20 protein-coding genes are annotated in these 23,305 nt (G+C 64.0%); 12 read left to right on the top strand and 8 right to left on the bottom strand.

What is annotated here, in order from left to right; translation table 11 throughout:
* The first annotated feature begins 185 nt into the window (after positions 1-185).
* From FJ940_RS03090 to FJ940_RS03115, 4 genes are all read left to right on the top strand, one after another.
* Positions 186-1,115, top strand: coding sequence for a sugar ABC transporter permease (locus tag FJ940_RS03090; protein ID WP_140524307.1), 930 nt, complete (start codon positions 186-188; stop codon positions 1,113-1,115).
* A 226-nt stretch (positions 1,116-1,341) separates the two neighbouring features.
* A complete protein-coding gene (locus tag FJ940_RS03100; protein WP_140551691.1) occupies positions 1,342-2,181 on the top strand; it encodes a carbohydrate ABC transporter permease in 840 nt (279 codons plus the stop codon).
* 241 nt (positions 2,182-2,422) lie between these two features.
* Positions 2,423-3,484, top strand: coding sequence for a Gfo/Idh/MocA family oxidoreductase (locus tag FJ940_RS03105; protein WP_140655199.1), 1,062 nt, complete (start codon positions 2,423-2,425; stop codon positions 3,482-3,484).
* Between the two features lie 226 nt (positions 3,485-3,710).
* Complete coding sequence (locus FJ940_RS03115) at positions 3,711-4,709, top strand: ABC transporter ATP-binding protein (RefSeq protein WP_140655204.1); 999 nt, start codon at positions 3,711-3,713, stop codon at positions 4,707-4,709.
* Positions 4,710-4,895: 186 nt separating this feature from the next.
* Here FJ940_RS03115 and FJ940_RS03120 read toward each other — a convergent pair whose 3' ends face one another.
* The 5 genes from FJ940_RS03120 to FJ940_RS03145 form a co-directional block, all read right to left on the bottom strand.
* A complete protein-coding gene (locus tag FJ940_RS03120; protein WP_140514225.1) occupies positions 4,896-5,741 on the bottom strand; it encodes a fumarylacetoacetate hydrolase family protein in 846 nt (281 codons plus the stop codon).
* Positions 5,742-5,910: 169 nt separating this feature from the next.
* On the bottom strand, positions 5,911-6,642 hold the full coding sequence (locus FJ940_RS03125) for an SDR family oxidoreductase (RefSeq protein WP_140514227.1): 732 nt from the start codon (positions 6,640-6,642) through the stop codon (positions 5,911-5,913).
* A gap of 179 nt (positions 6,643-6,821) precedes the next feature.
* A complete protein-coding gene (locus tag FJ940_RS03130) occupies positions 6,822-9,194 on the bottom strand; it encodes an aldehyde dehydrogenase family protein (protein WP_140655207.1) in 2,373 nt (790 codons plus the stop codon).
* Between the two features lie 223 nt (positions 9,195-9,417).
* On the bottom strand, positions 9,418-10,458 hold the full coding sequence (gene deoC / locus FJ940_RS03140; protein ID WP_140655210.1) for a deoxyribose-phosphate aldolase: 1,041 nt from the start codon (positions 10,456-10,458) through the stop codon (positions 9,418-9,420).
* A gap of 206 nt (positions 10,459-10,664) precedes the next feature.
* Positions 10,665-11,492, bottom strand: a complete 828-nt coding sequence (locus FJ940_RS03145) for a ferredoxin--NADP reductase (protein WP_140514230.1) — start codon at positions 11,490-11,492, stop codon at positions 10,665-10,667.
* A 222-nt stretch (positions 11,493-11,714) separates the two neighbouring features.
* Here FJ940_RS03145 and FJ940_RS03150 point away from each other — a divergent pair, with 222 nt between their 5' ends.
* From FJ940_RS03150 to FJ940_RS03165, 4 genes are all read left to right on the top strand, one after another.
* Positions 11,715-13,799: a hydantoinase/oxoprolinase family protein gene (locus FJ940_RS03150; protein WP_140655213.1), complete on the top strand. Its 2,085-nt coding sequence runs from the start codon at positions 11,715-11,717 to the stop codon at positions 13,797-13,799.
* A 1-nt stretch (position 13,800) separates the two neighbouring features.
* Positions 13,801-15,486, top strand: a complete 1,686-nt coding sequence (locus FJ940_RS03155) for a hydantoinase B/oxoprolinase family protein (RefSeq protein WP_140655216.1) — start codon at positions 13,801-13,803, stop codon at positions 15,484-15,486.
* Between the two features lie 105 nt (positions 15,487-15,591).
* A complete protein-coding gene (locus FJ940_RS03160; protein ID WP_140491571.1) occupies positions 15,592-15,798 on the top strand; it encodes a hypothetical protein in 207 nt (68 codons plus the stop codon).
* 96 nt (positions 15,799-15,894) lie between these two features.
* Positions 15,895-16,362: a Fic family protein gene (locus tag FJ940_RS03165; protein WP_246670964.1), complete on the top strand. Its 468-nt coding sequence runs from the start codon at positions 15,895-15,897 to the stop codon at positions 16,360-16,362.
* 9 nt (positions 16,363-16,371) lie between these two features.
* Here FJ940_RS03165 and FJ940_RS03170 read toward each other — a convergent pair whose 3' ends face one another.
* The 3 genes from FJ940_RS03170 to FJ940_RS03180 all read right to left on the bottom strand — a co-directional run bounded on the left by FJ940_RS03170 (position 16,372) and on the right by FJ940_RS03180 (position 19,023).
* Positions 16,372-17,028 carry a methionine ABC transporter permease gene (locus FJ940_RS03170; RefSeq protein ID WP_140655219.1) on the bottom strand — a complete coding sequence of 219 codons (657 nt, stop codon included), beginning with the start codon at positions 17,026-17,028 and terminating at the stop codon, positions 16,372-16,374.
* Positions 17,009-18,097, bottom strand: a complete 1,089-nt coding sequence (locus tag FJ940_RS03175) for a methionine ABC transporter ATP-binding protein (RefSeq protein WP_140491567.1) — start codon at positions 18,095-18,097, stop codon at positions 17,009-17,011. Before FJ940_RS03175 ends, FJ940_RS03170 begins: the two co-directional genes overlap by 20 nt.
* Positions 18,098-18,168: 71 nt before the next feature.
* A complete protein-coding gene (locus FJ940_RS03180) occupies positions 18,169-19,023 on the bottom strand; it encodes a MetQ/NlpA family lipoprotein (protein ID WP_140655221.1) in 855 nt (284 codons plus the stop codon).
* Between the two features lie 748 nt (positions 19,024-19,771).
* On the opposite strand from FJ940_RS03180, the gene FJ940_RS03185 reads away from it, so the two are divergent.
* Genes FJ940_RS03185 through FJ940_RS03200 form a run of 4 tightly spaced genes read left to right on the top strand, consistent with a single transcriptional unit; the run spans position 19,772 to position 23,283 of the window.
* Positions 19,772-20,866: a transporter substrate-binding protein gene (locus FJ940_RS03185; protein ID WP_140491563.1), complete on the top strand. Its 1,095-nt coding sequence runs from the start codon at positions 19,772-19,774 to the stop codon at positions 20,864-20,866.
* Positions 20,863-21,480: an ANTAR domain-containing protein gene (locus tag FJ940_RS03190; protein WP_140491561.1), complete on the top strand. Its 618-nt coding sequence runs from the start codon at positions 20,863-20,865 to the stop codon at positions 21,478-21,480. Before FJ940_RS03185 ends, FJ940_RS03190 begins: the two co-directional genes overlap by 4 nt.
* A 19-nt stretch (positions 21,481-21,499) precedes the next feature.
* Positions 21,500-22,366, top strand: coding sequence for an ABC transporter permease (locus FJ940_RS03195; protein WP_210239460.1), 867 nt, complete (start codon positions 21,500-21,502; stop codon positions 22,364-22,366).
* Positions 22,363-23,283, top strand: coding sequence for an ABC transporter permease (locus FJ940_RS03200; protein ID WP_140625241.1), 921 nt, complete (start codon positions 22,363-22,365; stop codon positions 23,281-23,283). Before FJ940_RS03195 ends, FJ940_RS03200 begins: the two co-directional genes overlap by 4 nt.
* Positions 23,284-23,305: the final 22 nt, after the last annotated feature.

Below are 23,305 nucleotides of genomic sequence, written 5' to 3' on the forward strand. Positions count from 1 at the left end.
CGAAGGACGGCGCCGCCCCTTACCCGCCTGCCGGCACCTTCTCCCCGTACAGTCACGGTGAGAAAGGGAGTTGCCGCAACGCTGGCGACCTACTCTCTCCGTTCTTCACCGGGAGAGGGTAAGGATGAGGGGCACCGCTGTTGTCGAAAGCATTTTCCCAGACCTGATCGGTGGGGACCGAACTCATGGCCGCACAAGCACGACCGAAAAGACCGATCCGCTGGCATATCGCCGTCTTCCTGGCGCCGGCGGTGCTCGTCTATACGGCGATCATGATCCTGCCGCTCGCCGGCACTTTGCAGCTGTCGCTGTTCCGCAACATCGAGCAATCCCAGGTCTTCGTCGGGCTGGCAAACTTCCGCACCCTGTTCGGCGATCCAAACTGGTCGGTGAATTTCTGGAACGCGCTGCGCAACAATGTCTGGTTCTTCATCATCCACATGCTGGTGCAGAACCCGATCGGCGTACTGCTGGCCGCACTTCTGTCCAGCCCCAGGCTGCGCTTTTCGGCCTTCTACCGCACGGCGATCTTCGTGCCGACCATCCTGTCCTTCGTCATCGTCGGCTTCGCCTGGAAGCTCATCCTGTCGCCGCTATGGGGCGTGGCACCGCACATGATGGACCTGGTCGGCCTTAAAAGCCTGTTCACGCCATGGCTCGGCAAGGAGCAGTATGCGCTGACCGCGCTTAGCCTGGTCTCGGTGTGGCAGTTCGTCGGCATCCCCATGATGCTGATCTACGCCGCGCTGCTGTCGATCCCCAATGAGGTCATAGAGGCGGCGGAATGCGATGGCATCACCGGCCTGTCGCAGTTCTGGAAGATCAAGCTGCCGCTGATCCTGCCCTCGATCGGCATCATCTCGATCCTGACCTTCGTCGGCAATTTCAACGCCTTCGACCTGATCTACACCGCGCAGGGCGCGCTCGCCGGGCCGAATTATTCGACCGACATTCTCGGCACCTTCCTCTACCGCGCATTCTTCGGCTTCCAGCTGCAGGTCGGCGACCCCAACATGGGCGCGACCATCGCCACGATCATGTTCCTGATCATCCTCGGCGGTGTCTGCGTCTACCTCTTCCTCATCCAGACGCGCCTGCGTCGATATCAGTTTTAGGGGGCGATATGTCGAGCTCGAGCACCCCCCTCTGTCCTGCCGGACATCTCCCCCGCAAGGGGGGAGATCAGCTGTTGTCACGGCCTTCGCCAGCCACCAGCGATGCAGGAGATGTGTCGGCGCCAAAGCTGCCAATCTCCCCCCTTGCGGGGGAGATGGCCGGCAGGCCAGAGGGGGGTGGCTGGGTGCTGTTCCTCGGCAAAGTAGCTCCTCAGGAGACCATCCAATGAGCACCGCCACCCGTTCGCTGCCCCGCACGATCGGCGCCCATGCGGTCCTGTTGACCTACACGGCGATCGCGCTGTTCCCGGTGATCCTTGTCATCATGAATTCGTTCAAATCCCGCGCCGGCATTTTCGGCGCGCCTTTGACGCCGCCGACGCCAAAGACCTTCGACCTGATCGGCTACACCACGGTGATCGGCCAGGGCGACTTCATCCACTACTTCCAGAACAGCCTCGTCGTCACGGTCGCCTCGCTGTTCTTCGTGCTGCTGTTCGGCGCCATGGCGGCATTCGCCCTGTCGGAATACCGTTTTCGCGGCAATACGCTGATGGGCCTCTATCTGGCGCTGGGCATCATGATCCCGATCCGGCTGGCCACCGTCGCCATCCTGCAATTGATGGTGGCGAGCGGGCTGGTCAACACGCTGACGGCGCTGATCCTGGTCTACACCGCGCAAGGCCTGCCGCTGGCTGTCTTCATCCTTTCGGAATTCATGAAGCAGGTGTCCGACGACCTGAAGAACGCCGGCCGCATCGACGGCCTGTCGGAATATACCATCTTCTTCCGGCTGGTGCTGCCGCTGGTGCGGCCATCGATGGCGACAGTCGCCGTCTTCACCATGATCCCGATCTGGAACGATCTGTGGTTCCCGCTGATCCTGGCGCCGTCGGAAGAGACCAAGACTGTGACCCTCGGCGCGCAGCTCTTCCTCGGCCAGTTCGTCACCAACTGGAACGCCATCCTGGCCGCGCTCTCGCTGGCGATCATGCCGGTGCTGATCCTCTACGTCATCTTCTCGCGGCAGCTGATCCGCGGCATTACGTCAGGAGCCGTCAAGTGAGCGGACAAATCTCTGTTGGAGCCTTCACCCCACCCGGCGCTTCGCGCCGACCTCCCCTTGAAGGGGAGGTCGAAGGTCACGGCTTCATTCACGACGGCCAAGGGACACGTTTCGGAGAAGCCTCTTTGAGCGTGGCGGGGGTCACGCCGACGTCCTACCTCCCCTTGATGGGGAGGTCGGCGCGTAGCGCCGGGTGGGGTGACACCCTCTCAAGAGAAACCAGGATATCTGGAGCAGCTCGGTGAACTCTGAAACGCCCCTTCGCGTCGTCGTCGCCGGCCTCGGCAATATGGGCCGCAGCCATGCGCTCGCCTATCACACCAATCCGGGCTTCGAGATCGCCGCGTTGATCAACCGCTCCGACGTGCCGCTGCCGGATGGGCTGTCGGGCTACGGCGTCAGGCGCTCCTTCGACGATGCGCTGCGCGACGAAAAGCCCGATGTCGCCTGCATAGCCACTTATTCCGACAGCCACGCCGACTATGCGGTGAGGGCGTTCGAGGCCGGCTGCCATGTCTTCGTCGAAAAGCCCCTGGCGACGACGGTGGCCGACGCCAGGCGCGTCGTCGCGGCCGCCAAGGCCAATGGCAGGAAACTGGTGATCGGCTACATACTGCGCCACCACCCGTCCTGGATCAGGCTGATCGCCGAGGCGCGCAAGCTCGGCGGCCCTTATGTCTTCCGCATGAACCTCAACCAGCAGTCCTCTGGCCATACCTGGGAGACGCACAAGCAATTGATGCGCACGACCTCGCCGATCGTCGACTGCGGCGTGCATTATCTCGACGTCATGCTGCAGATCACCGACGCCAGGCCGGTCGAGGTGCGCGGCATGGGCGTGCGGCTGACCGAGGAGGTGGCGCCCACGATGTACAATTACGGCCACCTCCAGGTGCTGTTCGATGACGGCTCGGTCGGCTGGTACGAGGCCGGCTGGGGACCGATGATTTCGGAGACCGCGTTCTTTGTCAAAGATGTCATCTCGTCGACGGGCTGCGTGTCGATCGTCATGAAGGAAGGCGTTAAGTCCGACGACATCGACACTCACACCAAGACGTCGACCATCCGCCTGCACAGGGCGAAAACCGGCGCGGACGGCAAGTTCGCCAAGCCAGACGAGATGCTGTCGATGGAGGGCGAACCCGGCCACCAGGATCTCTGCGATCTCGAACAGGCTTTTGTCCTCAAGGCGATCCGCGAGGATATCGATCTCACCCGCCATATGGACGACGCCGTGAAATCGCTCGCCGTCTGCCTTGCCGCCGACGAGAGCGTGCGCAGCGGGAAGGCGGTGCGATTGTGAAAACGAGGCTAGCGGTAGGGGTTGCGGCCTACGGCGCCCCCCTCTGGCCTGCCGGCCATCTCCCCCTCAAGGAGGGAGATCAGCTGTCGGCATGGCCTTCGCCGATCACAAACGTCAACAAGAGTGTGTCAGCGTCAAAGCTGCCAATCTCCCCCCTTGAGGGGGAGATGTCCGGCAGGACAGAGGGGGGTGCCCTGGCGCCCACTTATCAATTTGGAGGACTGCCGTGGGCTCGCTGAAGATCGAAAACGTGAAGAAGGCTTTCGGCCCGGTCGAGGTGCTGAAGGGCATCGACCTCGAAGTAACGGATGGCGAATTCGTCGTCTTCGTCGGCCCCTCGGGCTGCGGCAAGTCGACTTTGCTGAGGGTGATCGCCGGGCTGGAGGATTCGACCTCGGGCCGGGTGGTCATCGATGGCGCGGATGTCTCGGCCACGCCGCCGGCCAAGCGCGGCATCGCCATGGTGTTCCAGACCTATGCGCTCTATCCGCACCTGACGGTGAAGAACAATATGGGCCTTGGCCTCAAGCAGGCCGGCACGCCGGCGCCCGAGATCGAGCGCCGCATCGGCATCGCCTCGTCCATGCTGTCGCTTGAGCCCTATCTGGAAAGGCGTCCCGCGGAACTCTCCGGCGGCCAGCGCCAGCGCGTCGCCATCGGCCGCGCCGTGGTGCGCGAGCCAAAGCTGTTCCTGTTCGACGAGCCTTTGTCCAATCTCGACGCGGCACTGCGCGTCAACACGCGGTTGGAAATCGCGCAGCTGCATCGCCGCCTCAAGGCGACGATGATCTACGTCACCCACGACCAGGTCGAGGCGATGACGCTGGCAGACAAGATCGTGGTGCTCAATGCCGGGAAAATCGAGCAGATCGGCGGACCGATGGAACTCTACAATTCGCCGGCGAACGAATTTGTCGCGGGCTTCATCGGCTCGCCGAAGATGAACTTCATCGACGGCGCCAGGCTTGGGGAAACCGCCAAGAGCATCGGCGTGCGGCCGGAGCATCTGACTGTCGACCCGAAATCCGGCGCCTGGAAAGGCACGGTCGTGCATGCCGAGCACCTCGGCGCCGACACCAATCTCTATCTCGACTGCGAGAAGGCCGGGCTGATCACCGTGCGCATTTTCGGTGTTTATGACGCCGCGCCGGGGGCGACACTTTATGCAACGCCGGATCCGGCGAAGACCTATCGGTTTGGCGCGGATGGGAAGGTGCTGAAGTAGTATCGCAACATAGTTGGCGCTGCCCCTCATTCGCCTGCCGGCACCTTCTCCCCGTATAGTGACGGGGAGAAGGAAGATAGCTCCAGCGCCGGCGATTGGCGAAAGCAGCAACGACAGCGTCCTTCTCCCCGTTTTACGGGGAGAAGATGGCGGCAGCCAGATGAGGGGCGGCGCGACTTGTGAAAGTTATGCGTCAGCCCTGAACGTCTGCTTCTGCTGGCCCAACCCTTCGATGCCCAGCTCCACCACGTCGCCGGCCTTCAAGAACACCGGCGGCTTCATGCCCAGGCCGACACCGGGCGGCGTGCCTGTCGAAATGATGTCGCCAGGATGCAGCGACATGAACTGGCTGAGATAGGACACAAGATAGGCGACGCCGTAGACCATGGTCTTCGTCGAGCCGTTCTGCATGGTCTTGCCGTTGACGGTCAGCCACATCTTCAGGTTCTGCGGATCCGAGACCTCGTCCTTGGTCACCAGCCATGGGCCGGTCGGGCCGAACGTGTCGCAGCTCTTGCCCTTGGTCCATTGGCCCTGGCGCTCGGCCTGGAAGGCGCGCTCGGAGACATCGTGCGCGACGCAGTAGCCGGCGACATAATCGAGCGCATCGGCCTGGCTGACATATTTTGCCGTTTTGCCGATGACCACGCCCAGCTCGACCTCCCAGTCGGTCTTCTCCGAGCCGCGCGGGATCAGCACGTCATCGTCCGGTCCGACGATGGCCGAGCTGGCCTTCATGAAGATGATCGGCTCCGGCGGCACGGTGGCGCCGGTCTCGGCGGCGTGGTCGGAATAGTTGAGGCCGATGCAGATGAACTTGCCGGTGCCGGCAACGCAGGCGCCGAGCCGCGGCTTGCCGGAAACCGCCGGCAGCGACTTTGCGTCGAGCTTGGACAGCATCTCCAGCGAGGCCGGGTGAAGCGTGGTGCCGGCAATGTCGGCGACATGGGCGGAGAGGTCGCGGATCGTCCCATCCGCATCGAGCAGGCCGGGACGTTCGCTCCCCACCTCGCCATAGCGCAGCAGTTTCATTTAGACCCTTCTCCTGGTTGCGGCCTCGCGGCCTTTTGCAAACTCTTCACCGAAACGAATGGCTCCCGTTTGGGAAGCCGGCGGACCGTGCCACCGGCCTGATCCAGGGCAAGCGCGGACACCATATAGTGATCGCCGGTGAGCGGGATTTTCAGACTCCTCGATCCGGTCAGATCGACCAGCCACCATCGATATTGTAGGCCTGCCCGGATGTGTAGGTGGCGCCGGCCAGATAGACGGCCAGATCGGCGATTTCCTCCGGCGTGCCGAGCCGGCCCATCGGCTGGCGCGCGATGAAGGCGGCGCGCGCGGCTTCATAATCGCCCTGCGCGTGCATGCGATCCTGCAGCGACGGGCTTTCCACCGTACCGGGGCAGATGGCGTTGCAGCGTATGCCCTTGCCGACATAGTCGGCCGCGACTGCCTTGGTCAGGCCGATCACCGCAGCCTTGGTGACACCATAGGCGAAACGGTTCGGCACGCCCTTCTGCGAACTCGCCAGCGAGGCCATGTTGATGATCGACCCGTCTGCGCGCTCCAGCATGCCGGGCAGCACGGCGCGGATGGTGCGGATCATGGCGCGAACGTTGAGGTTGAGAGCGAAATCGAGATCGCTGTCCTTCATCTCCAGGATCGAGCCGGAGTGGACGAAACCGGCGCAGTTGAACAGCACGTCGACGCGGCCGATCCCGGCGAAGGCGGTGTTGACCGCCTCGTCATTGAGCACGTCGACCTTGCGTGTCTTGATCCCGGCAGTCTTGGCGAGTTCCGCCAGCAGCGTTTCGTTGATGTCGGTGGCATGGACGGTAGCTCCTGCCTTGGCGAAGGCGAGCGCGCTTGCCTTGCCGATGCCTTGCGCCGCTGCCGTGATGACGACGACCTTGCCTGCCAGATCCGCCATGCTGTTCTCCTCCTGGGTTAACTGCCTTTATCGGCGGCCTGCGAAGGCGTCATGTGCCAGTCACAGGCCATGATGTGGCCTGCTCTGTCAGTTCACAGATAAAGATGTTTTTTCTCGTTAAAGAACATAAGCCCGAGCGTCAAGCCCGAACCCGATCTCCATCGTGACAGCATGGAACGTCAGTCGCCGTAGGGCACCCAGACGTTCTTCACCTCGACGGCGCGGCGCAGCAAAACATCGCCAGCGGCTTCTTCCGAGGCCCAGTCGAGGCTACGGCCATTGCCGCTCCAGATACGTTTGAGGTTGCCGACGGACTCGACCTCCGCCTTGGCGCAGGTGTCGGCATCGGCGAACAGCCAGAGCCCATCGACATCGTCATGCTTGGCCAGCACGCCGGCAAGTTCGGCCGTGCGTCCGGTGACGATGTTGATGGCGCCGGCAGGCACGTCGGAATATTCGATGACCTGATACAAGTCGGTGGCGAGCAGCGGATAGCGCTCCGAAGGCACCGCGACCACCGTGTTGCCCATCGCCAGCGCCGGCGCGACCAGCGAGATAAACCCGAGTAGCGGCTGACTGTCGGGCGCGACGATGCCGACGACGCCAACCGGCTCATGCAAGGCCAGCGTCACCGCCCGTGCCGGCGGCTGGTGCACGCGCCCCTCGAACTTGTCGGCAAGTCCGGCATAGAGAAACAACCGCTCGATCGACTGGTCGACCTCGTCGCGTGCCGCCTTGGCGGTCGCGCCCGTGAGCTGGACGAGACGGGCGGCGAACTCCTCCGCCCGGCCGGAGAGGTTTTCCGCCAGATAGTAGAGCACCTGTGAGCGGTTGTAGGCGGTCGCCTCCGGCCAGCTCTTGCAGGCCCGCGCCGCGGAGACGGCATCGCGTATATCCTTGCGGTTGCCCAAGCCGACTTCGCCGGCAAGCTTGCCCTTGGCGGTGACAACCGCCAGCGAGTAGTTGCCATCGGGCCGAACCTGTTTGCCGCCGATGAACAGTTTTGCCGTCCGGTCGATTGCTGCGCCATCGGCCTGTTCAACGGGTTGTGCCGAGACTGTCGCCGGCTTGATGACCAGGCCGAGCGGCAGCTTTGCCGTGAGATATTCGAACATGCCTTCGCGCCCGCCCTCGCGGCCGAAACCGCTCTCGCGATAGCCGCCGAAGCCGCAGGCGGCGTCGAACATATTGGTGCCGTTGACCCAGATCACGCCGGCCTTCAATTGCGGTGCGACGTGCAAAGCGAGGTTGACGTTTTCGCTCCACACCGAAGCGGCAAGGCCATAGCGGGTGTTGTTGGCGAGCTCGATTGCTTCCTCGGTGTTGCGGAACGTCATGGCCGCTAGAACGGGGCCGAACACTTCTTCCTGGGCGAGAACATTAGCCGGCGAAACGCCGGTAGCGAGGGTCGGCAGATGGTAATAGCCGGATGAGGGCAGCGCCGCATCCGGCTGCCAGCAGACCGCCCCCTGTTTTGCGCCCTCGGCGACCAGGCCCTTGACGCGATCGAGCTGCGTCAGATCGACCAGCGGGCCGATATCGGTGTTCTTGTCGAGCGGGCTGCCGACGCGCAACCGGCTCATTCGCATCTTGACCTTGGCAATCAGCGCCTCGGCGATGCCTTCCTGCACCAGCAGCCGCGAACCGGCGCAGCAGACCTGTCCCTGGTTGAACCAGATGCCGTCGACCAGACCTTCGACGGCGCTGTCGAGATCAGCGTCCTCGAACACGATGAAGGCCGACTTGCCGCCAAGCTCCAGCGACAGCTTCTTGCCCGAGCCGGCGGTAGCCTTGCGGATGATCTTGCCGACTTCGGAAGACCCGGTGAAGGCGATCTTCTGGATGCCGGGATGGTTGACGATGGCCGCACCCGCTTCCGGGCCGCCCTGCACGATGTTGACGACGCCTTTCGGCACGCCGGCGCGTTCGCAGATTTCGGCGAACAGGATGGCTGTCAGCGGCGTGAATTCGGCCGGCTTCAGCACCACCGTGCAGCCGGCGGCAAGTGCCGGCGCGATCTTCCAGGCCAGCATCAAGAGCGGAAAGTTCCACGGGATGATCTGGCCGACGACGCCGACGCCCTTCTGGCCGGGGAAATCCCTGTCCAGCGCCTGCGCCCAGCCGGCATGATGGATGAAGTGGCGGATCGCCAGCGGCACGTCGATGTCGCGGCTCTCGCGGATCGGCTTGCCATTGTCGATCGTCTCAAGCACCGCGAACAGGCGTTGGTGGCGCTGCATGGCGCGGCCGATGGCATAGAGCACTTTGGCCCTGGTATAGCCCGAGGATGCCGACCATTTCGGCAGCGCTTTCGCGGCCGCCGCGACCGCCGCGTCGATGTCGGCGGCTCCGGCATCCGAGACCTTGGCCAGCAGCTTGCCGGAAGAAGGCTCGCTGGTCTCGAAGGTCTTGCCGCTGCCAGCCGCCTTCCAGGTGCCGTCGATGAACAATGCCTTGGAAAAATCGCGCGCGGCAAGCCAGGCGTCGGCCTCGTTGCGGGCTTCCGGCGCCGGACCGTATTCCATAGCGTGATAGCGTTCGAGAATGTTCATGGGGCCCTCCAGATAATTGCCTCGGCAAGCGCTCTGTCGCGCCCCCCTCTGTCCTGCCGGACATCTCCCCCACAAGGGGGGAGATTGGCAGTTTCAGCGTGTCGCTGCCCTTGCGACGTTGAAAATGGACGAAAACAAGGAAGCGCGTGATCTCCCCCCGTGTGGGGGAGATGTCCGGTAGGACAGAGGGGGGCGCCGTAGGGCTCCACGTTCGAGCCCTGACTCAAGCCATCGCGTGGCGGTGATTGGCCGAATAGTGCCCGGTCAGGTGATGCTCGAGCTGCCGCTCGATGTCTGTCAGCAGGCTCGAGGCGCCGAAGCGGAACAGCTCCGGTTCCAGCCATGGCCGGCCGAGTTCTTCCTTCATCAGCACCAGCCAGTCGAGCGACACCTTGGCGGTAGAAATGCCGCCGGCCGGCTTGAAGCCGATGAGATAGCCGGTCTCCTCGAAATAGGCCCTGATGGCGCGCACCATGGCAAGGCCGACGGGCAGCGTGGCGTTGACGCTTTCCTTGCCGGTCGAGGTCTTGATGAAATCGGCGCCCGCCATCATTGCCACCATAGAGGCCAGCATCACATTGCGCAGCGTGGCGAGGTCGCCGGTGCCGAGAATGACCTTCAGATGCGCATCACCGCAGGCAGCGCGCATCGAGACGATCTCGTTGTAGAGCTCGCGCCATTTGGCCCCGAACACCAGGCCGCGCGGGATGACGACGTCGATCTCGTCGGCGCCGTCGCGCACCGAGGCCTCGATCTCCTGGAGGCGGGTCGACAGTGGCGCAAGACCATGCGGGAAGGCGGTGGAGACGGCGGCGACATGGATGCCGGTGCCGCGCACGGCGTCGACCGCGATGGCGACGAACGGATGATAGACGCAGACGGCGGCCGGGCGGATGGGTTCGCCCGCAATGCCCAGGCCCTCAGCGATGTCGCGGCGCAGCGGATTGATCGCTTTGGCGCAAAGCCGGCGCACGCGCTCTTCCGTGTCGTTCGAGTTGAGCGTCGTCAGGTCCATGCAGGCTATCGCCCGCAGCAGCCAGGCCGCCTGGTTGTCGGCCTTGATCGAGCGCCGCTTGGTCAGGCTGGCGACGCGCCGTTCCAGCGCCGAGCGGTTGACGCTGCGCACCGACTCCAGAAAGCCGAGGTCGAGCTTCATGCCGGGATTGCGCGCGATGCGATGATCCAGCGGGAGGGCGGTGTTGGCGGCGGCGCGCGCCGGCAGCGGCATCACCTTGGCCTCGGCCTCGCGGATTGTGCTGCTCATCTCCTGCCCTTTCACTCAGCGACTGCGCCTATGTCTTGGTGTGTATCGTCTTCCCAAACCGCTCGGCACTTTTGGGCGACACGCACGAAGATAGCCCGCGAAGCCGCGCTTCACGAGTCCTCAAGCGAGGGTAGCTGAAAAAGGCCGCGAAAGCAGCTAATTTTTGACCAGAAGGTCAAAAGGTCGATCGCCGGGAAGAGCAGGCCTCAGCCGACGAAGGCGCGCTCGACGACAAAAGTCGAGGGATGGCTGAGCGAGCCTTCCTGGAAACCGAGGCTCTCGGCCATTTCCTTGACGTCCTTCAGCATATGCATCGAGCCGCAGATCATGATGCGGTCGGTCTCGGGATTGAGCTTCTCTATGCCGAGGTCGGCGTAGAATTTGCCGGAGCCGATCAGCGCGGTGATGCGACCCATGCGCGCCGACTCCTCGCGGGTCGTGGAGTTGTAAAGCGTGACACGGCCGCCGGTCAGTTCGCCGATCAGCGGGTCGCTTTCGAGCGCCGCCACCAGTTCCTGGCCATAGGTCAGCTCGGCATTGTCACGGCAGGTGTGGGTCAGGATCAGCTGCTCGAATTTTTCATAAGTGTCAGGGTCACGCAGCAGGCTGGCGAAGGGCGCGATGCCGGTGCCGGTGGAGATCATGAACAGCCGCTTGGCCGGCGTCAGCGCGTCGACCACCAGCGTGCCGGTCGACTTCTGGCGCATGATGACGGTGTCGCCGACCTGGATCTTCTGCAACTCCGAGGTCAGGGGGCCGTCCGGTACCTTGATGGAAAAGAATTCCAGCTCTTCGTCCCAGGCCGGGCTGGCCACCGAATAGGCGCGGAACACCGGCTTCTCGGCATTGGGCAGGCCGATCATGACGAATTCGCCGGAACGGAAGCGCAGCGACTGCGGACGGGTGATGCGGAACGAGAACAGCCGGTCGGTGTAGTGCTTCACCGAGACCACGGTTTCGGCATAGACATTGGCTGGAATCGGAAATTGCAGCGGGCGGGCGCCGGCGGTGTTGAACGCGGATGTGGTGTTCATCAAATCCAACCTTCTGGCCCAACTCACGAACGCGGGCGCCAAACCTTATTCCTGCGCGCCCGGACCGTTCAGGTTCCGGCGTGCTGCTCGCACACTCCAAAGCGGTAAGCTCTTGTGTCCGGAATTTATTAGTATACAAACGATATTTGCGTCAAGATGCCGCCGTAAAACACCTTTCCAAACTGTGACATATCCGTAGTCCCAGCATTTCGGGTTTCGACAATGAAAGAGAATTTTTCGGTGCAGCCGCCGGATTCCCTGGGCAGTGTCGTCGCCGGCATCGACGTCGGCGGAACCTTCACCGATCTGCTTCTGATTGATGGCAAGGATGGCGGGCGGGTACATATCGCCAAGACGCCCACGACCGTCGACAACCAGGCCTTCGGCGTCGTTTCGGCGCTCGATACCACCGGCTTTCCGATCGACGGCATCGATCTTATCGTGCATGGCACGACGACAACCACCAACGCGGTGCTCGAACGCCGGCTGGCGAAGACCGGCATGATCACCACGCGCGGCTTTCGCGACGTGATCGAGCTCGGCCGGCGCACGCGGCCGCAGCCCTATGGCATGACCGGCACCTTTGTTCCGGTCATCCCGCGCAACCTGCGGCTCGAAGTGTCCGAGCGCGTCGAGGCGTCGGGAGCGGTACGCATGCCACTCGACGAAGCCGAAATGCGCGAGGCGGTGAAGGCGCTGATCGATGCCGGCTGCGAATCCCTGGTCATCCACTTCCTGCATTCCTACGCTAACCCTTCGCACGAGCGGCGCGCCGCCGAGATCGCCGCCGAACTCTGGCCGAACGACTACATCACCGCGGGTCATGCGCTGCTGTCGGAAGCGCGCGAATTCGAGCGCGGCGTCACCGCCTCGGTCAACGCTTCGGTGCAGCCGATCCTCGAGCGCTATGTCGAGCGGCTGCGCAAGGAACTCGCCGACAAAGGCTACGCCCGCGACTTCCTGATCATGAACGGCAATGGCGGTATGATCTCGGCCCGCTTCGTCACACGTGAATCGGCCAAGACCGTGATGTCCGGCCCGGCCTCGGGCGTCATCGCCGCCGCCTACACGGGCAAGCGCGCCGGCTTCGAAAATCTCGTCACCTACGACATGGGCGGCACCTCGACCGACGTGGCGCTGATCCGCAACGCCGAACCGGCGGTTTCGAACGAGATCGAGATCGAATACGCCATGCCCATCCATGTGCCGATGGTGGCGGTGCACACGGTCGGGGCCGGCGGCGGCTCGATCGCGCGCGTCGACGCGGCAGGCCTGATCCAGATCGGCCCGGAAAGTGCCGGCGCCAATCCAGGCCCGATCTGCTACGGCCGCGGCGGCCTTCAGCCGACCATCACCGACGCCAATCTGGTGCTCGGCCGGCTGGCGTCGAAGAAGCTGCTTGCCGTCGACAATCCGGTCACATCAGAGCGTGTCACCGGCATTTTCGCCGACAGGATCGGCAAGGCGACGGGCTTGTCCGGCGTCGAAGCAGCCGGCGCGGTGCTCAGGCTCGGCAACATGAAGATGGCCGGCGCCATCCGCATGGTGTCGGTGTCGCGGGGCCACGATCCGCGCGATTTCGCGCTGTTCGCCTTCGGCGGCGCCGGCCCGCTGCACGCCACCGCTCTGGCGCGCGAACTTGGACTGCCCCGGGTGCTGGTGCCGGCACGGCCCGGCATCACCAATGCGCTCGGCTGCGTCGTCGCCGATCTGCGCCATGATTTCGTCAACACCATCAACCAGCCGGTAGGCGTTTTTGATGAAAGCCGCCTCCACCAAGTATTGGAACGGCATCGAAACGAAGGCGAGCAGCTGATCGCCAAGGAGGCGGTGAAACCGCAGACCATCCGCGTCACCCATTCCGCCGACATGCAGTTCGTCGGCCAGACCCACATCATCAACGTGTCGCTGCCGTCCTCGTCGGTGACCAGGCAGGAGCTGCAGGCGCTGTTCGAAAAGGCCTATTTCGCCCGCTTCAAGGTCGAGCTGCCGGAAATCCGCGCCAATCTGGTCAACTTGAACACTTCGGTGACGGGTGTCAGGCCGGCGATCGATCTGTCGCGGCTGATCGACCCCGCCGGGCGGGCAAAGACGCTCGACGAGGCCCGGCGCGAGATCCGGCCGGTCTGGTACAGCGGGCGCTGGCATGACACGCCCGTATACACACGCGAAGAACTGCCGCTCGATGCGGTCATCGAAGGGCCGGCGATCCTCGAACAGATGGACGCTACCACGGTGCTCGACCCCGGCGACCGCGCCCGCTCGGACGCCGACGGCAACATCATCATCGACATCGGCGAGGCCTGAGATGCAAAAGCTCGACGCCATCACGCTCTCGGTCCTCCAGGCAGCCCTGCAGCAGGTCTGCGATGAGATGGACCTGACCTTTTCCCGCGCCGCCTTCTCACCTGTCATCGCCGAGGCCAATGATCGCTCCGACGGCATCTATTCGGCCGTCGACGGCTCGCTGATCGCGCAAGGCAGCCAGGGCCTGCCGGTATTCGTCGGCGTCATGCAATATTCGACCAGGACGGTGATCGAGATGATCGCCGACGGCCGCTGCCTGGCCCCGGAGCCGGGCGATATCTACATCGTCAACGACCCGTATCTCGGCGGCACGCATCTGATGGACGTGCGCTTCGTCATGCCGGTCTACCGGGACGGCAAGATTTTCTGTTGGCTGTCCAACACCGGTCATTGGCCCGACATTGGCGGTTCGGTGCCCGGCGGCTTCTCGGCTTCGGCGACGGCGGTCGAGCAGGAAGGCTTGCGGCTGCCGCCGGTCAAACTGTTCAAGAAAGGCGTACTCGACCCGGAGATCTACGCCATCATCTGTTCGAACATCCGCGTCGCCGACCAGCGCATCGGCGACATCAGGGCGCAGGCTGCCGCACTGCTGATCGGCCAGGATCGGCTCAATGGAATTCTGGATCGTTACGGAGACGAAACTGTTGTCGAGGCGATCGCAGAACTGCGCCGCCGCGCCGCCGAGCAGATGCGCGCCAACATAGCGGCCATTCCCGACGGGACCTACCGCTCGAAGGCCTTCGTCGATTCCGACGGCGTGGTCAACGAGCCGCTGACCATCGCGCTCGCCGTCGAGAAGAAGAGCGACACCCTGATTTTCGATTTCGCCGGCTCGTCAAAGCCCTGCGCCGGGCCGATGAACAGCGTGCTGGCGACCACCTTGTCCTCGGTCTATCTCGCCATGCGCCACATCTTCCCCGATGTGCCGATCAGCGCCGGCGCCTTCGAGCCGCTCGAGGTCAAGCGGCCGGAGGGTACCTTCCTGGATGCCAGATATCCCCGCCCGGTCTCGGGCTGCGCCGCGGAAGTGTCGCAGCGCATCGCCGAGGCGGTGTTTGCGGCCATGGTGCAGGCGCTGCCCGACAAGGTAACGGCGGCGCCCGCCGGCTCCAGCGGCAATTTCGCGCTCGGCGGCAACGATCCGGCGCGCGGCCGCGACTATGTCATGTACCAGATCTCCGGCGGCGGCTATGGCGGCAATGCCGGCCATGACGGGCTGACCAATGGCTGCTCGACCATCGGCATCTCCAAGTCGCCGCCGGTCGAGATCATGGAGCAGGCCTTTCCGGTGCTTTACCGTCACTATGCGTTGCGCGAGGGCTCGGGCGGCGCCGGCAAACATCGCGGCGGCTTTGGCCTTGCCTACGAGGTCGAGATCCTGCGTGGAGAAGCCCGCGCCTCCTTTGTCATGGACCATGGCCGCTTCGGCCCGCAAGGCGCGCTCGGCGGCCGGGATGGCGAGCCCAACACGGTGGCCGTCATCCGCGACGGGAAGGAACATGTGCCGCCGCACCTCTCCAAGGAGCAGGACATCGCGCTCAAGGCCGGTGACCGCGTGCGCGTCGGCACGCCGGGCGGCGGCGGCTACGGCGATCCGCGCGAGCGCGATCCGGGACTGGTAGCTCAGGACATCAGGCTTGGTTATTATACGGCCGAACAGGCCAGGGATTTGTTCGGCGCCGCATGAACTCGCTGGCGCCTTGCTCGCCCCGGAGGAGTAAGGCCGCGGCGTGGTCCGGCTTGCTCGGAAATCGTTTTGGCCTCTCCTGCGGGTCCATGATATGATTTGTGAATGAAGTATCTTAATTCAAGAACCGGCCGCTCAGCCAAGACGGGTCATTTCGTGCTGACGAGAGCGCATGGCGAGAAAATCAGCGCTGTCGAAGGTATGAAGTTGTCGTCCCGCATGGCGAAAATACTCAACCATAGTGTGCGGCAAGGGTTGTCCGGTGACGAGCGGCGCTCGCTGATCAAAGAAGAAATCCGCAAAAAGAAATAGGCCTTTGGTCTACGCTGCCGAGTTCGATCCACTCTGTGCTTATGAATCTGCTTGATATCCGCGAGCAGGCAGAGCTCGATGAGGTCGAGCTCTGCCTTGTTCCTGACTCGCGCGGACGAGCCCCTTCCGGCAGGCGAACTCGACTACCGTCACTATCTCCACCTGCATCGGCACCTGTTCCAAGACGTGTATGCTTGGGCCGGTCAGCCGCGCACCATCCGGATCGGCAAGGGTGGCAGCTGGTTTTGCTATCCCGAGCACATCGCCAGCGAGATGGTTCGGGTGTTCCGTGAACTTGGCGACCCCGACTCCTTGGCAGACCTAGACAGCCTCGGCTTTGCGAGGCACGTGGCCCACGTCATTGCGGAGATCAATGCCGTTCATCCCTTTCGCGAAGGCAACGGCCGTACCCAACTCACCTTCCTTGCAATGCTTGCTGAACATGCGGGCTTCACATTCAACGCCGATATCCTGGAGCGAGATCGCGTTATTCAGGCGATGATTGACAGCTTCGGTGGTTCCGAGGCGCCGCTTCAAACGCTTATCGAAGACATCATCGCGTAGCTCAGCCGCTCACCCCCTCGGGTCCAGCTTCGCCGCCAGCCGGTCGCCCACCCACTGGATGCCGCAGACCAGCACGATCAGCACGATGACCACGGCGATCATCACCGAAGTCTCGAACCGCTGATAGCCGTAACGGATGGCGAGGTCTCCGAGGCCGCCGGCGCCGATCGCGCCGGCCATAGCTGAGGCGCCGACCAGCGTCACCAGCGTCACGGTGAAGCCCGCGACGATGCCTGGCAGCGCTTCCGGCACCAGCACCTCGCGGATGATCGTCCAGCGATTGCCGCCCATGGCGCGCGCCGCCTCGATCAGGCCATGGTCGACCTCGCGCAGCGACACTTCGGCGATGCGCGCGTAGTAGGGCGTGGCGGCGATCGACAGCGGCACGATCGCCGCCCAGGTGCCGATCGAGGTACCGACGATCAGCCGCGTCACCGGGATCAGCGCCACCAACAGGATGATGAACGGCACCGAGCGGAAGCCGTTGATGACCGCCCCCAGCACGCGATTGACCCAAGGACTTTCGGCGATGCCGCCGCGTTCGGTGGCGATCAAGGCGAGACCAAGCGGCAGGCCGAAAACCAGCGAGATGAGGCCGGAAGCGGCCGTCATCAGCACCGTCTCCCAGATCGACCGCAGCAGAAGCTCAAACAGGATCGGCGACATGGCCAAGCACCTCCACCCGCGCCTGGCGCGATTTCAGGAATGCGATCACTCGCGCGAGATGGCTTGCATCGCTGCCGGGGACAGACAGGAACAGTGTGCCCACCGGCTGCTGCTGGATATGGTCGATGCCGCCATGGACGAGGCGGAACGTGCCAGGCACGAGCGTCGCGAGATCGGACAAGAGCGGGCTTTGCGCGGCCTCCCCGGCCACATCCACGCGCAGGATCGTCTCCGCGCCGGTCGCGGGCAGCAGCCGGGCCAAGAGCTCGGCCGGCAGTTGCGGCCGGATGGCGCCAAGCAGGCTTTTCGTGATCGGCGACCGCGGCTCGGCAAACACCGACCAGACCGGGCCTTGCTCGACGAAGCGCCCGGCGTCGATCACCGCCACGCGGTCGCCGATCGAGCGGATCACCTCCATCTCATGGGTGATCAAAAGGATGGTCAGGCCAAGCTGCCGGTTGATGTCCCTCAGCAAGGCGAGGATGGACCGCGTCGTCTCCGGGTCAAGCGCGGAGGTGGCTTCATCCGACAACAGCAGCGCCGGCCGCGCGGCCAGCGCCCTGGCGATGCCGACGCGCTGCTTCTGCCCACCCGACAGCGATGCCGGATACGCCTTTGCCTTCTCCGACAGGCCGACCAGTTCAAGCAGTTCGGCGGCGCGGCGCAGCCGCTCCGCCTTCGGGCGGCCCTCGATCTTGAGCGGCAGCGCCACATTGTCCTCGACGGTCTTGGCCGACAAAAGGTTGAAATGCTGGAAGATCATGCCGATGCGCCGCCGCAGCGGCTGCAGGTCGCGCTCGCCGAGCCGGCTGATCTCGCGGCCTTCGATGAAAACCTCGCCGGAATCCGGCCGCTCCAGTCCGTTCAGGCAGCGGATCAGCGTCGATTTGCCGGCGCCGCTGCGTCCGATGATGCCGAGGATCTCCCCCTTGCGCGCCGTCAGCGAAATGCCGTCGAGTGCCGCCGTCGCGCCGAAGCGGCGCTTCAGGTCGACGAGCCGCACCACGTCTTGCGGCGGTGGGCCTGTGCCCTCCATGGCTTCTGCGGTTGCTGAGAAATGCTGGTTCATGCGCGGATCCCGAATACGATCGCGGCCCGCGCACCGCGCGGACCGCCTTCATGTCAAATGCACTAACAGCCTCAATAGGCGCTGAGGCCGGTGCCCTTGTAGACCTTGTCGAACTCGGCTTTCACCGCCTCGTTCTGGTAGGAGGCGACCAGCGTCTTCACCCAGGGCTCGTTCTCATTGCCAACCTTGACCGCGATGAAGTTGCGGTAGGGGTTGTCGGCGATAGGCTCCTGCGCGATACGGTTTTCCGGTGTCAGGCCGCTCTTCAGCGCCCAGTCGGTGTTGACCACGGCGGCATCGAGATCCTCGACGGAGCGGCCGACAATGCCAGCGTCAAGCTCCTTGATCTCGACCTTCTTCGGGTTTTCCGCGATGTCGGCGGTGGTGGCGAGAATGCCGGTGCCGTCCTTCAGTTTAATCACGCCCTCGTTCTGCAGCACGCGCAGCGCCCGGCCTTCATTGGAGGGATCGTTCGGCACGCCGATCACCGCGCCCTCGGGCAGGTCGGCGATCTTCGTATATTTCTTGGAGTAGAGGCCGATCGGCCAGACGCCGGTATAGCCGACGCGCACGATGTGGTAGCCCTGTGTCTTGATCTGGTTGTCGAGATAGGGCTGGTGCTGGAAGGCATTGGCGTCGATCTCGCCGCGTTCCAGCGCCTCATTGGGCTGGGTGTAATCGTTGAAGACCACGGTTTCGATGCTGAGGCCCTTTTGCGCCGCCTGGGCGACGACGACGCGCCAGACATCCTCGTCCTCGCCGCTGATGATGCCGACCTTGATCGCCTTCTTGTCCTCGGCGAACGAAGCGCTGGGCGTAATCAGCCCGGCGACCGCGACCGCCGAAGCGAAAAGCAAGCCAAGACCCGCGCGGCGGTTGAAATATGACGAGAGGGAAGACGACAAGGTGTTCCTGAAATCGGACATGATGGATCTCTGCGGTTGCGAAGTCACAAGCCGGGCGGAACGCCAAGCCTTGTCCAGATCATCAGAAACTCTAGGGATATTATCAAAGAACCGCGTTCCCGGTTCGCCCGGAAGCCCGGAATATTCTCTCAAAATTTTCTGAACGGCGAGCACGGTAGCCTAGCCGCCGCGCCAAACGGGCCGCAGCGCCGCGGTTGAGCTGACGAACGCACTTTCCCGTAGTGTCCCGGTTGCGATCTGGCCGGTCTGCTGGCGCATTCCGCTCTGAATCCCTATATGCCTAGAGGAAAGCACAGGAGATTTCATGATAGCCAAATACACAACCGCTGAAGAAATGGCTCAAACCGTAGGCGTTGAGCCGACAGCATTCCGTGAAGCGCTACGCAGTGCTAAGTTTCCCCGTAAACGCGGCACTGACTGGGAAGTGACAATCGGCGGCCCGGCATACTCAGGAATGCGTACCGTCCTAGCATCTCTCATACGGCGCAAGGCGGCCTGATTCCGACCGGTCCAAAAGGTCACATGTTCTTTTCAATCGCGCCGCTTTTCCATAGGAGTTTGGCTAGGATCGCGACAAGCGCGGCGTCTAATTTCAAACTGAGACACTACCCACTTTCCCGCTTGACTGCGTGGTGGCACGGAATAGTTTAGGCTGAAAATACCGGCCCTGATCGCCGGGCGGCAAGAATGCCTCGTATGCCTCGCCCTCCGGCGGTGGCTGCGGGGCATTGTTATTTTGGGGATCTGTTTGAAACGGCGTATCGAGATCGGCATCCTCTATTCCCGCTCGGGAAGCTACCAGCTCGTCTCCGATGCGTGCCGGATGGGCGCCATGCGCGCCATCGCCGACACCAATGCCGACCGCGGCTCGGGTATCGAACTGATGCCCGTCGAGCGTGACCCGCAAAGCAATGCCGATCGCTATGCGACGCTCTGCGAGGACATCTTCAAGACCAGCAGCGCCCGCCATGTCGTCGGCTGCGTCACTTCCTGGAGTCGCAAGGAGACCATTCCGGTGCTGGAAAAAGCCGGCGGCATGCTCTGGTACGCCTGCCCCTATGAAGGCTTCGAGGCCAACGAGCACGTCGTCTACATGCACGCTTGCCCAAACCAGCATCTGGTGCCGCTGATGGCCCATGTCGTGCCCCGCTTCGGCGCCAACGGCTTCCTGCTCGGCTCGAACTACATCTGGGGCTGGGAGATGAACCGCGTGGCGCGCGACCTGATCGCGGATGCCGGCGGCAAGGTTCTGGGCGAGCGCTATCTGCGCATAGGCGAGACCGACGTGTCGCGGCTGATCGCCGAGATCCGGGCGACGCGGCCGAACTTCGTCCTCAACAACCTGATCGGCACCTCCTCCTACGCCTTCCTGGCGGCCTACCGCGACCTGGGCGTTGAGGACCCGGCCTTCAGCCCCGAGGTGTGCCCGATCATCTCCTGCAACCTCACCGAGGGTGAGCTGCCGGCGATCGGCGAAACCGGCAAGGGGCATTTGTCGGTCGGGCCGTATTTCGCGCCTCGCCCGGCGGCCTTCGCCTCGTCTTTCGAGGCCTCCGCCTATGCCTCCGTGCAAGTGATGGCCGACGTGCTCTCGCGTGATCCCGACGCCGGTCCGGCGGAATTTTCCAAGGCCTTCGCCGAACGGCGCTTCTCCACCCGGCTCGGCCCGATTGCTATCGACGCTCATTCCCAGCACGCAACGCTGCCGGTAATCATCGGCCGGATCGCCGACGGCTTCTTCGAGGTCGTCAGCCGGCAGCACGAGGTCGCGCCCGATCCGTACCTGTCACGCTACGACCCCGCCACGACATTCGGCCGGCCGCGCCTGAGGGTGGTGTCGTGACCAGGCCATCGCGCATCCCGAATCTCGGCGGCGCCAGGGCATTCATCCTGCATCGCCCGCACCCGACCGTGCAGGCCATCACCAGGCAGTTGTCCGCCATCGGCCTGGTCACCGTCGACTGCTGGCCCGAACTGCCGCCTGAAGCGCTGGCCGCCGATTTCGTGTTCTTCGACGCCGATCTCGGTTTCGACGAGCAATTCCCGTGGAAGGCCGGCGAGGCGCCGATGCCGCTGGTGGCGCTGATCGGTTCGGAGGCGCCCGGCCGCATCGAATGGGCTCTCTCGCACAAGGCCGATGCGCAGCTCCTGAAGCCGGTCGGCACTGCCGGCGTCTACAGCGCGCTGCTGATCGCAAGGCAGAGTTTCGAGGCGCGAAAACATTTGGCCGGCGAGATCGCCTCGCTGCGTCAGCGTGTCGCCGAGCGCCAGACCATCGTGCGCGCCGTCGCGGCACTGTCGAAAGGCGCCGACGACGATCGCGCCTACGCGCAGCTGCGCTCGCTGGCGATGAGCTGGCAGATCAGTGTCGAGGATGCGGCGCGCCGCATCGTGGCAATGACCAATGAGGAAGTAACGGGTGAGGAAGGCGGCGATGACCACTCCTATCGCGCCTGACCTCCCGGCGGCCGCACGCATGCCGGTCAAGTCGCGCGCCGGCGTCTGGCGCCGGCTGGTCAAACGCCGCCTGGCGCTGCTCGGTCTGTTCATCGTCGCCATCGTCCTTGCCGGCGCGATCCTCGCGCCATGGCTGACCGGCTATGACCCGAATGAGCAGATGTTCGACGGGCTGACGCTGGAAGGCTCGCCCTTGCCGCCTGACGCAAAATTCTGGCTGGGCACCGATCTGCTCGGCCGCGACCTGTTGACCCGCATTCTCTACGGCGCCCGCACCTCGCTGATCATCGGCATCGCCGCCAATGGCGTGGCGCTGTTGATCGGCACGCTAGTCGGCGTCACGGCGGGTTATTTCCGCGGCTGGATCGGCAGCGCTCTCATGCGCTTCACCGATCTGATGATGGCGTTTCCGGCGCTGCTGCTCGCCATTTGCCTGGCGGCAGTGTTCGAGCCAAGTCTCTGGATCGTCGCTCTGGTCATCGCGCTGGTCAACTGGGTGCAGACCGCGCGCGTCATCTACACCGAAACCTCTTCGCTCGCCGAACGCGAGTTCATCGATGCCGAACGCACCATCGGGGCGAGCGCGCCGCGCATCCTGTTTCGCCACATCCTGCCGCATCTTCTGCCCACCATCATCGTCTGGGGCACGCTCGGCATCTCCACCACGGTGCTGCTGGAAGCGACGCTCTCCTTCCTCGGCATCGGCGTGCAGCCGCCGACGGCCTCCTGGGGCAACATCATCTTCGAGAACCAGACCTACTTCCAGGCGGCACCCTGGCTGGTGTTCTTCCCGGGTGCGGCGATCCTGGCGCTGGCGCTGGCCTTCAACCTGATCGGCGACGCGCTGCGCGATATCCTCGATCCGACGCAAAGGGGCCGGGCATGATCTCCTATCTCGGCCGCCGCCTGATCCAGTCGCTGCTCATCCTGCTCGGCGTCTCGCTGATCACCTTCGCGCTGCTTTATTTGCTGCCTGCCGACCCGGTGCGCCAGATCGCCGGCCGCAGCGCCACGCCGCAGACGGTCGAGAACATCCGCCAGCAGCTCGGCCTCGACCAGCCCTTCGTCGTCCAGTACTGGCACTATCTCACGAAGCTCGCCAGCGGCGATCTCGGCCGCTCCTACATCCAGCGCTCCGAGGTCACCGAGCTTATCGTCTCGCGGCTGCCGGCGAGCCTGCTCCTGATGGTCGGCGCCATCCTGTGCGAATTGCTGATCGGGCTCAGCATGGGCCTGATCGCCGCCGTCAAGCGCGGCACCGCCACCGACCAGACGCTGATGGTCGCCTCCTTCGTCGGCGTCTCGGCGCCGCAATTCGTCGTCGGCCTGCTTTTGCTCTACGTGTTCGCCGTGCGGCTGGGCTGGTTCCCGATCGGCGGCTACGGCACCTGGCGCCATCTGGTGCTGCCCTCGCTAACCATGGGCATTCTCGGCGCCGGCTGGTACGCGCGCATGATGCGCTCCTCGATGATCGACGTGCTGCGCCAGGATTATGTGCGCACCGCCCGCGCCAAGGGCCTGGCCCGCCGCGCCATCCTGTTCCGCCATGCGCTCCCCAACGCCATCCTGCCGGTCATCGCCATGATCGGCATCGATATCGGCATCTTCATGGGCGGCATCGTGGTGGTCGAAAGCGTGTTCGGCTGGCCAGGCATCGGCCAACTCGCCTGGCAGGCGATCCAGCGCGTCGACATTCCGATCATCATGGGCGTCACCCTGGTGTCGGCCTTCGCCATCGTGCTCGGCAATCTCTTGGCCGACATCATCGCCCCGTTCATCGATCCCCGCATCAAGCTCAGATGAAACCAGAAAACCAACAGAGAAA

It is taken from the genome of Mesorhizobium sp. B2-3-7 (assembly GCF_006442695.1).
Lineage (GTDB): Bacteria > Pseudomonadota > Alphaproteobacteria > Rhizobiales > Rhizobiaceae > Mesorhizobium.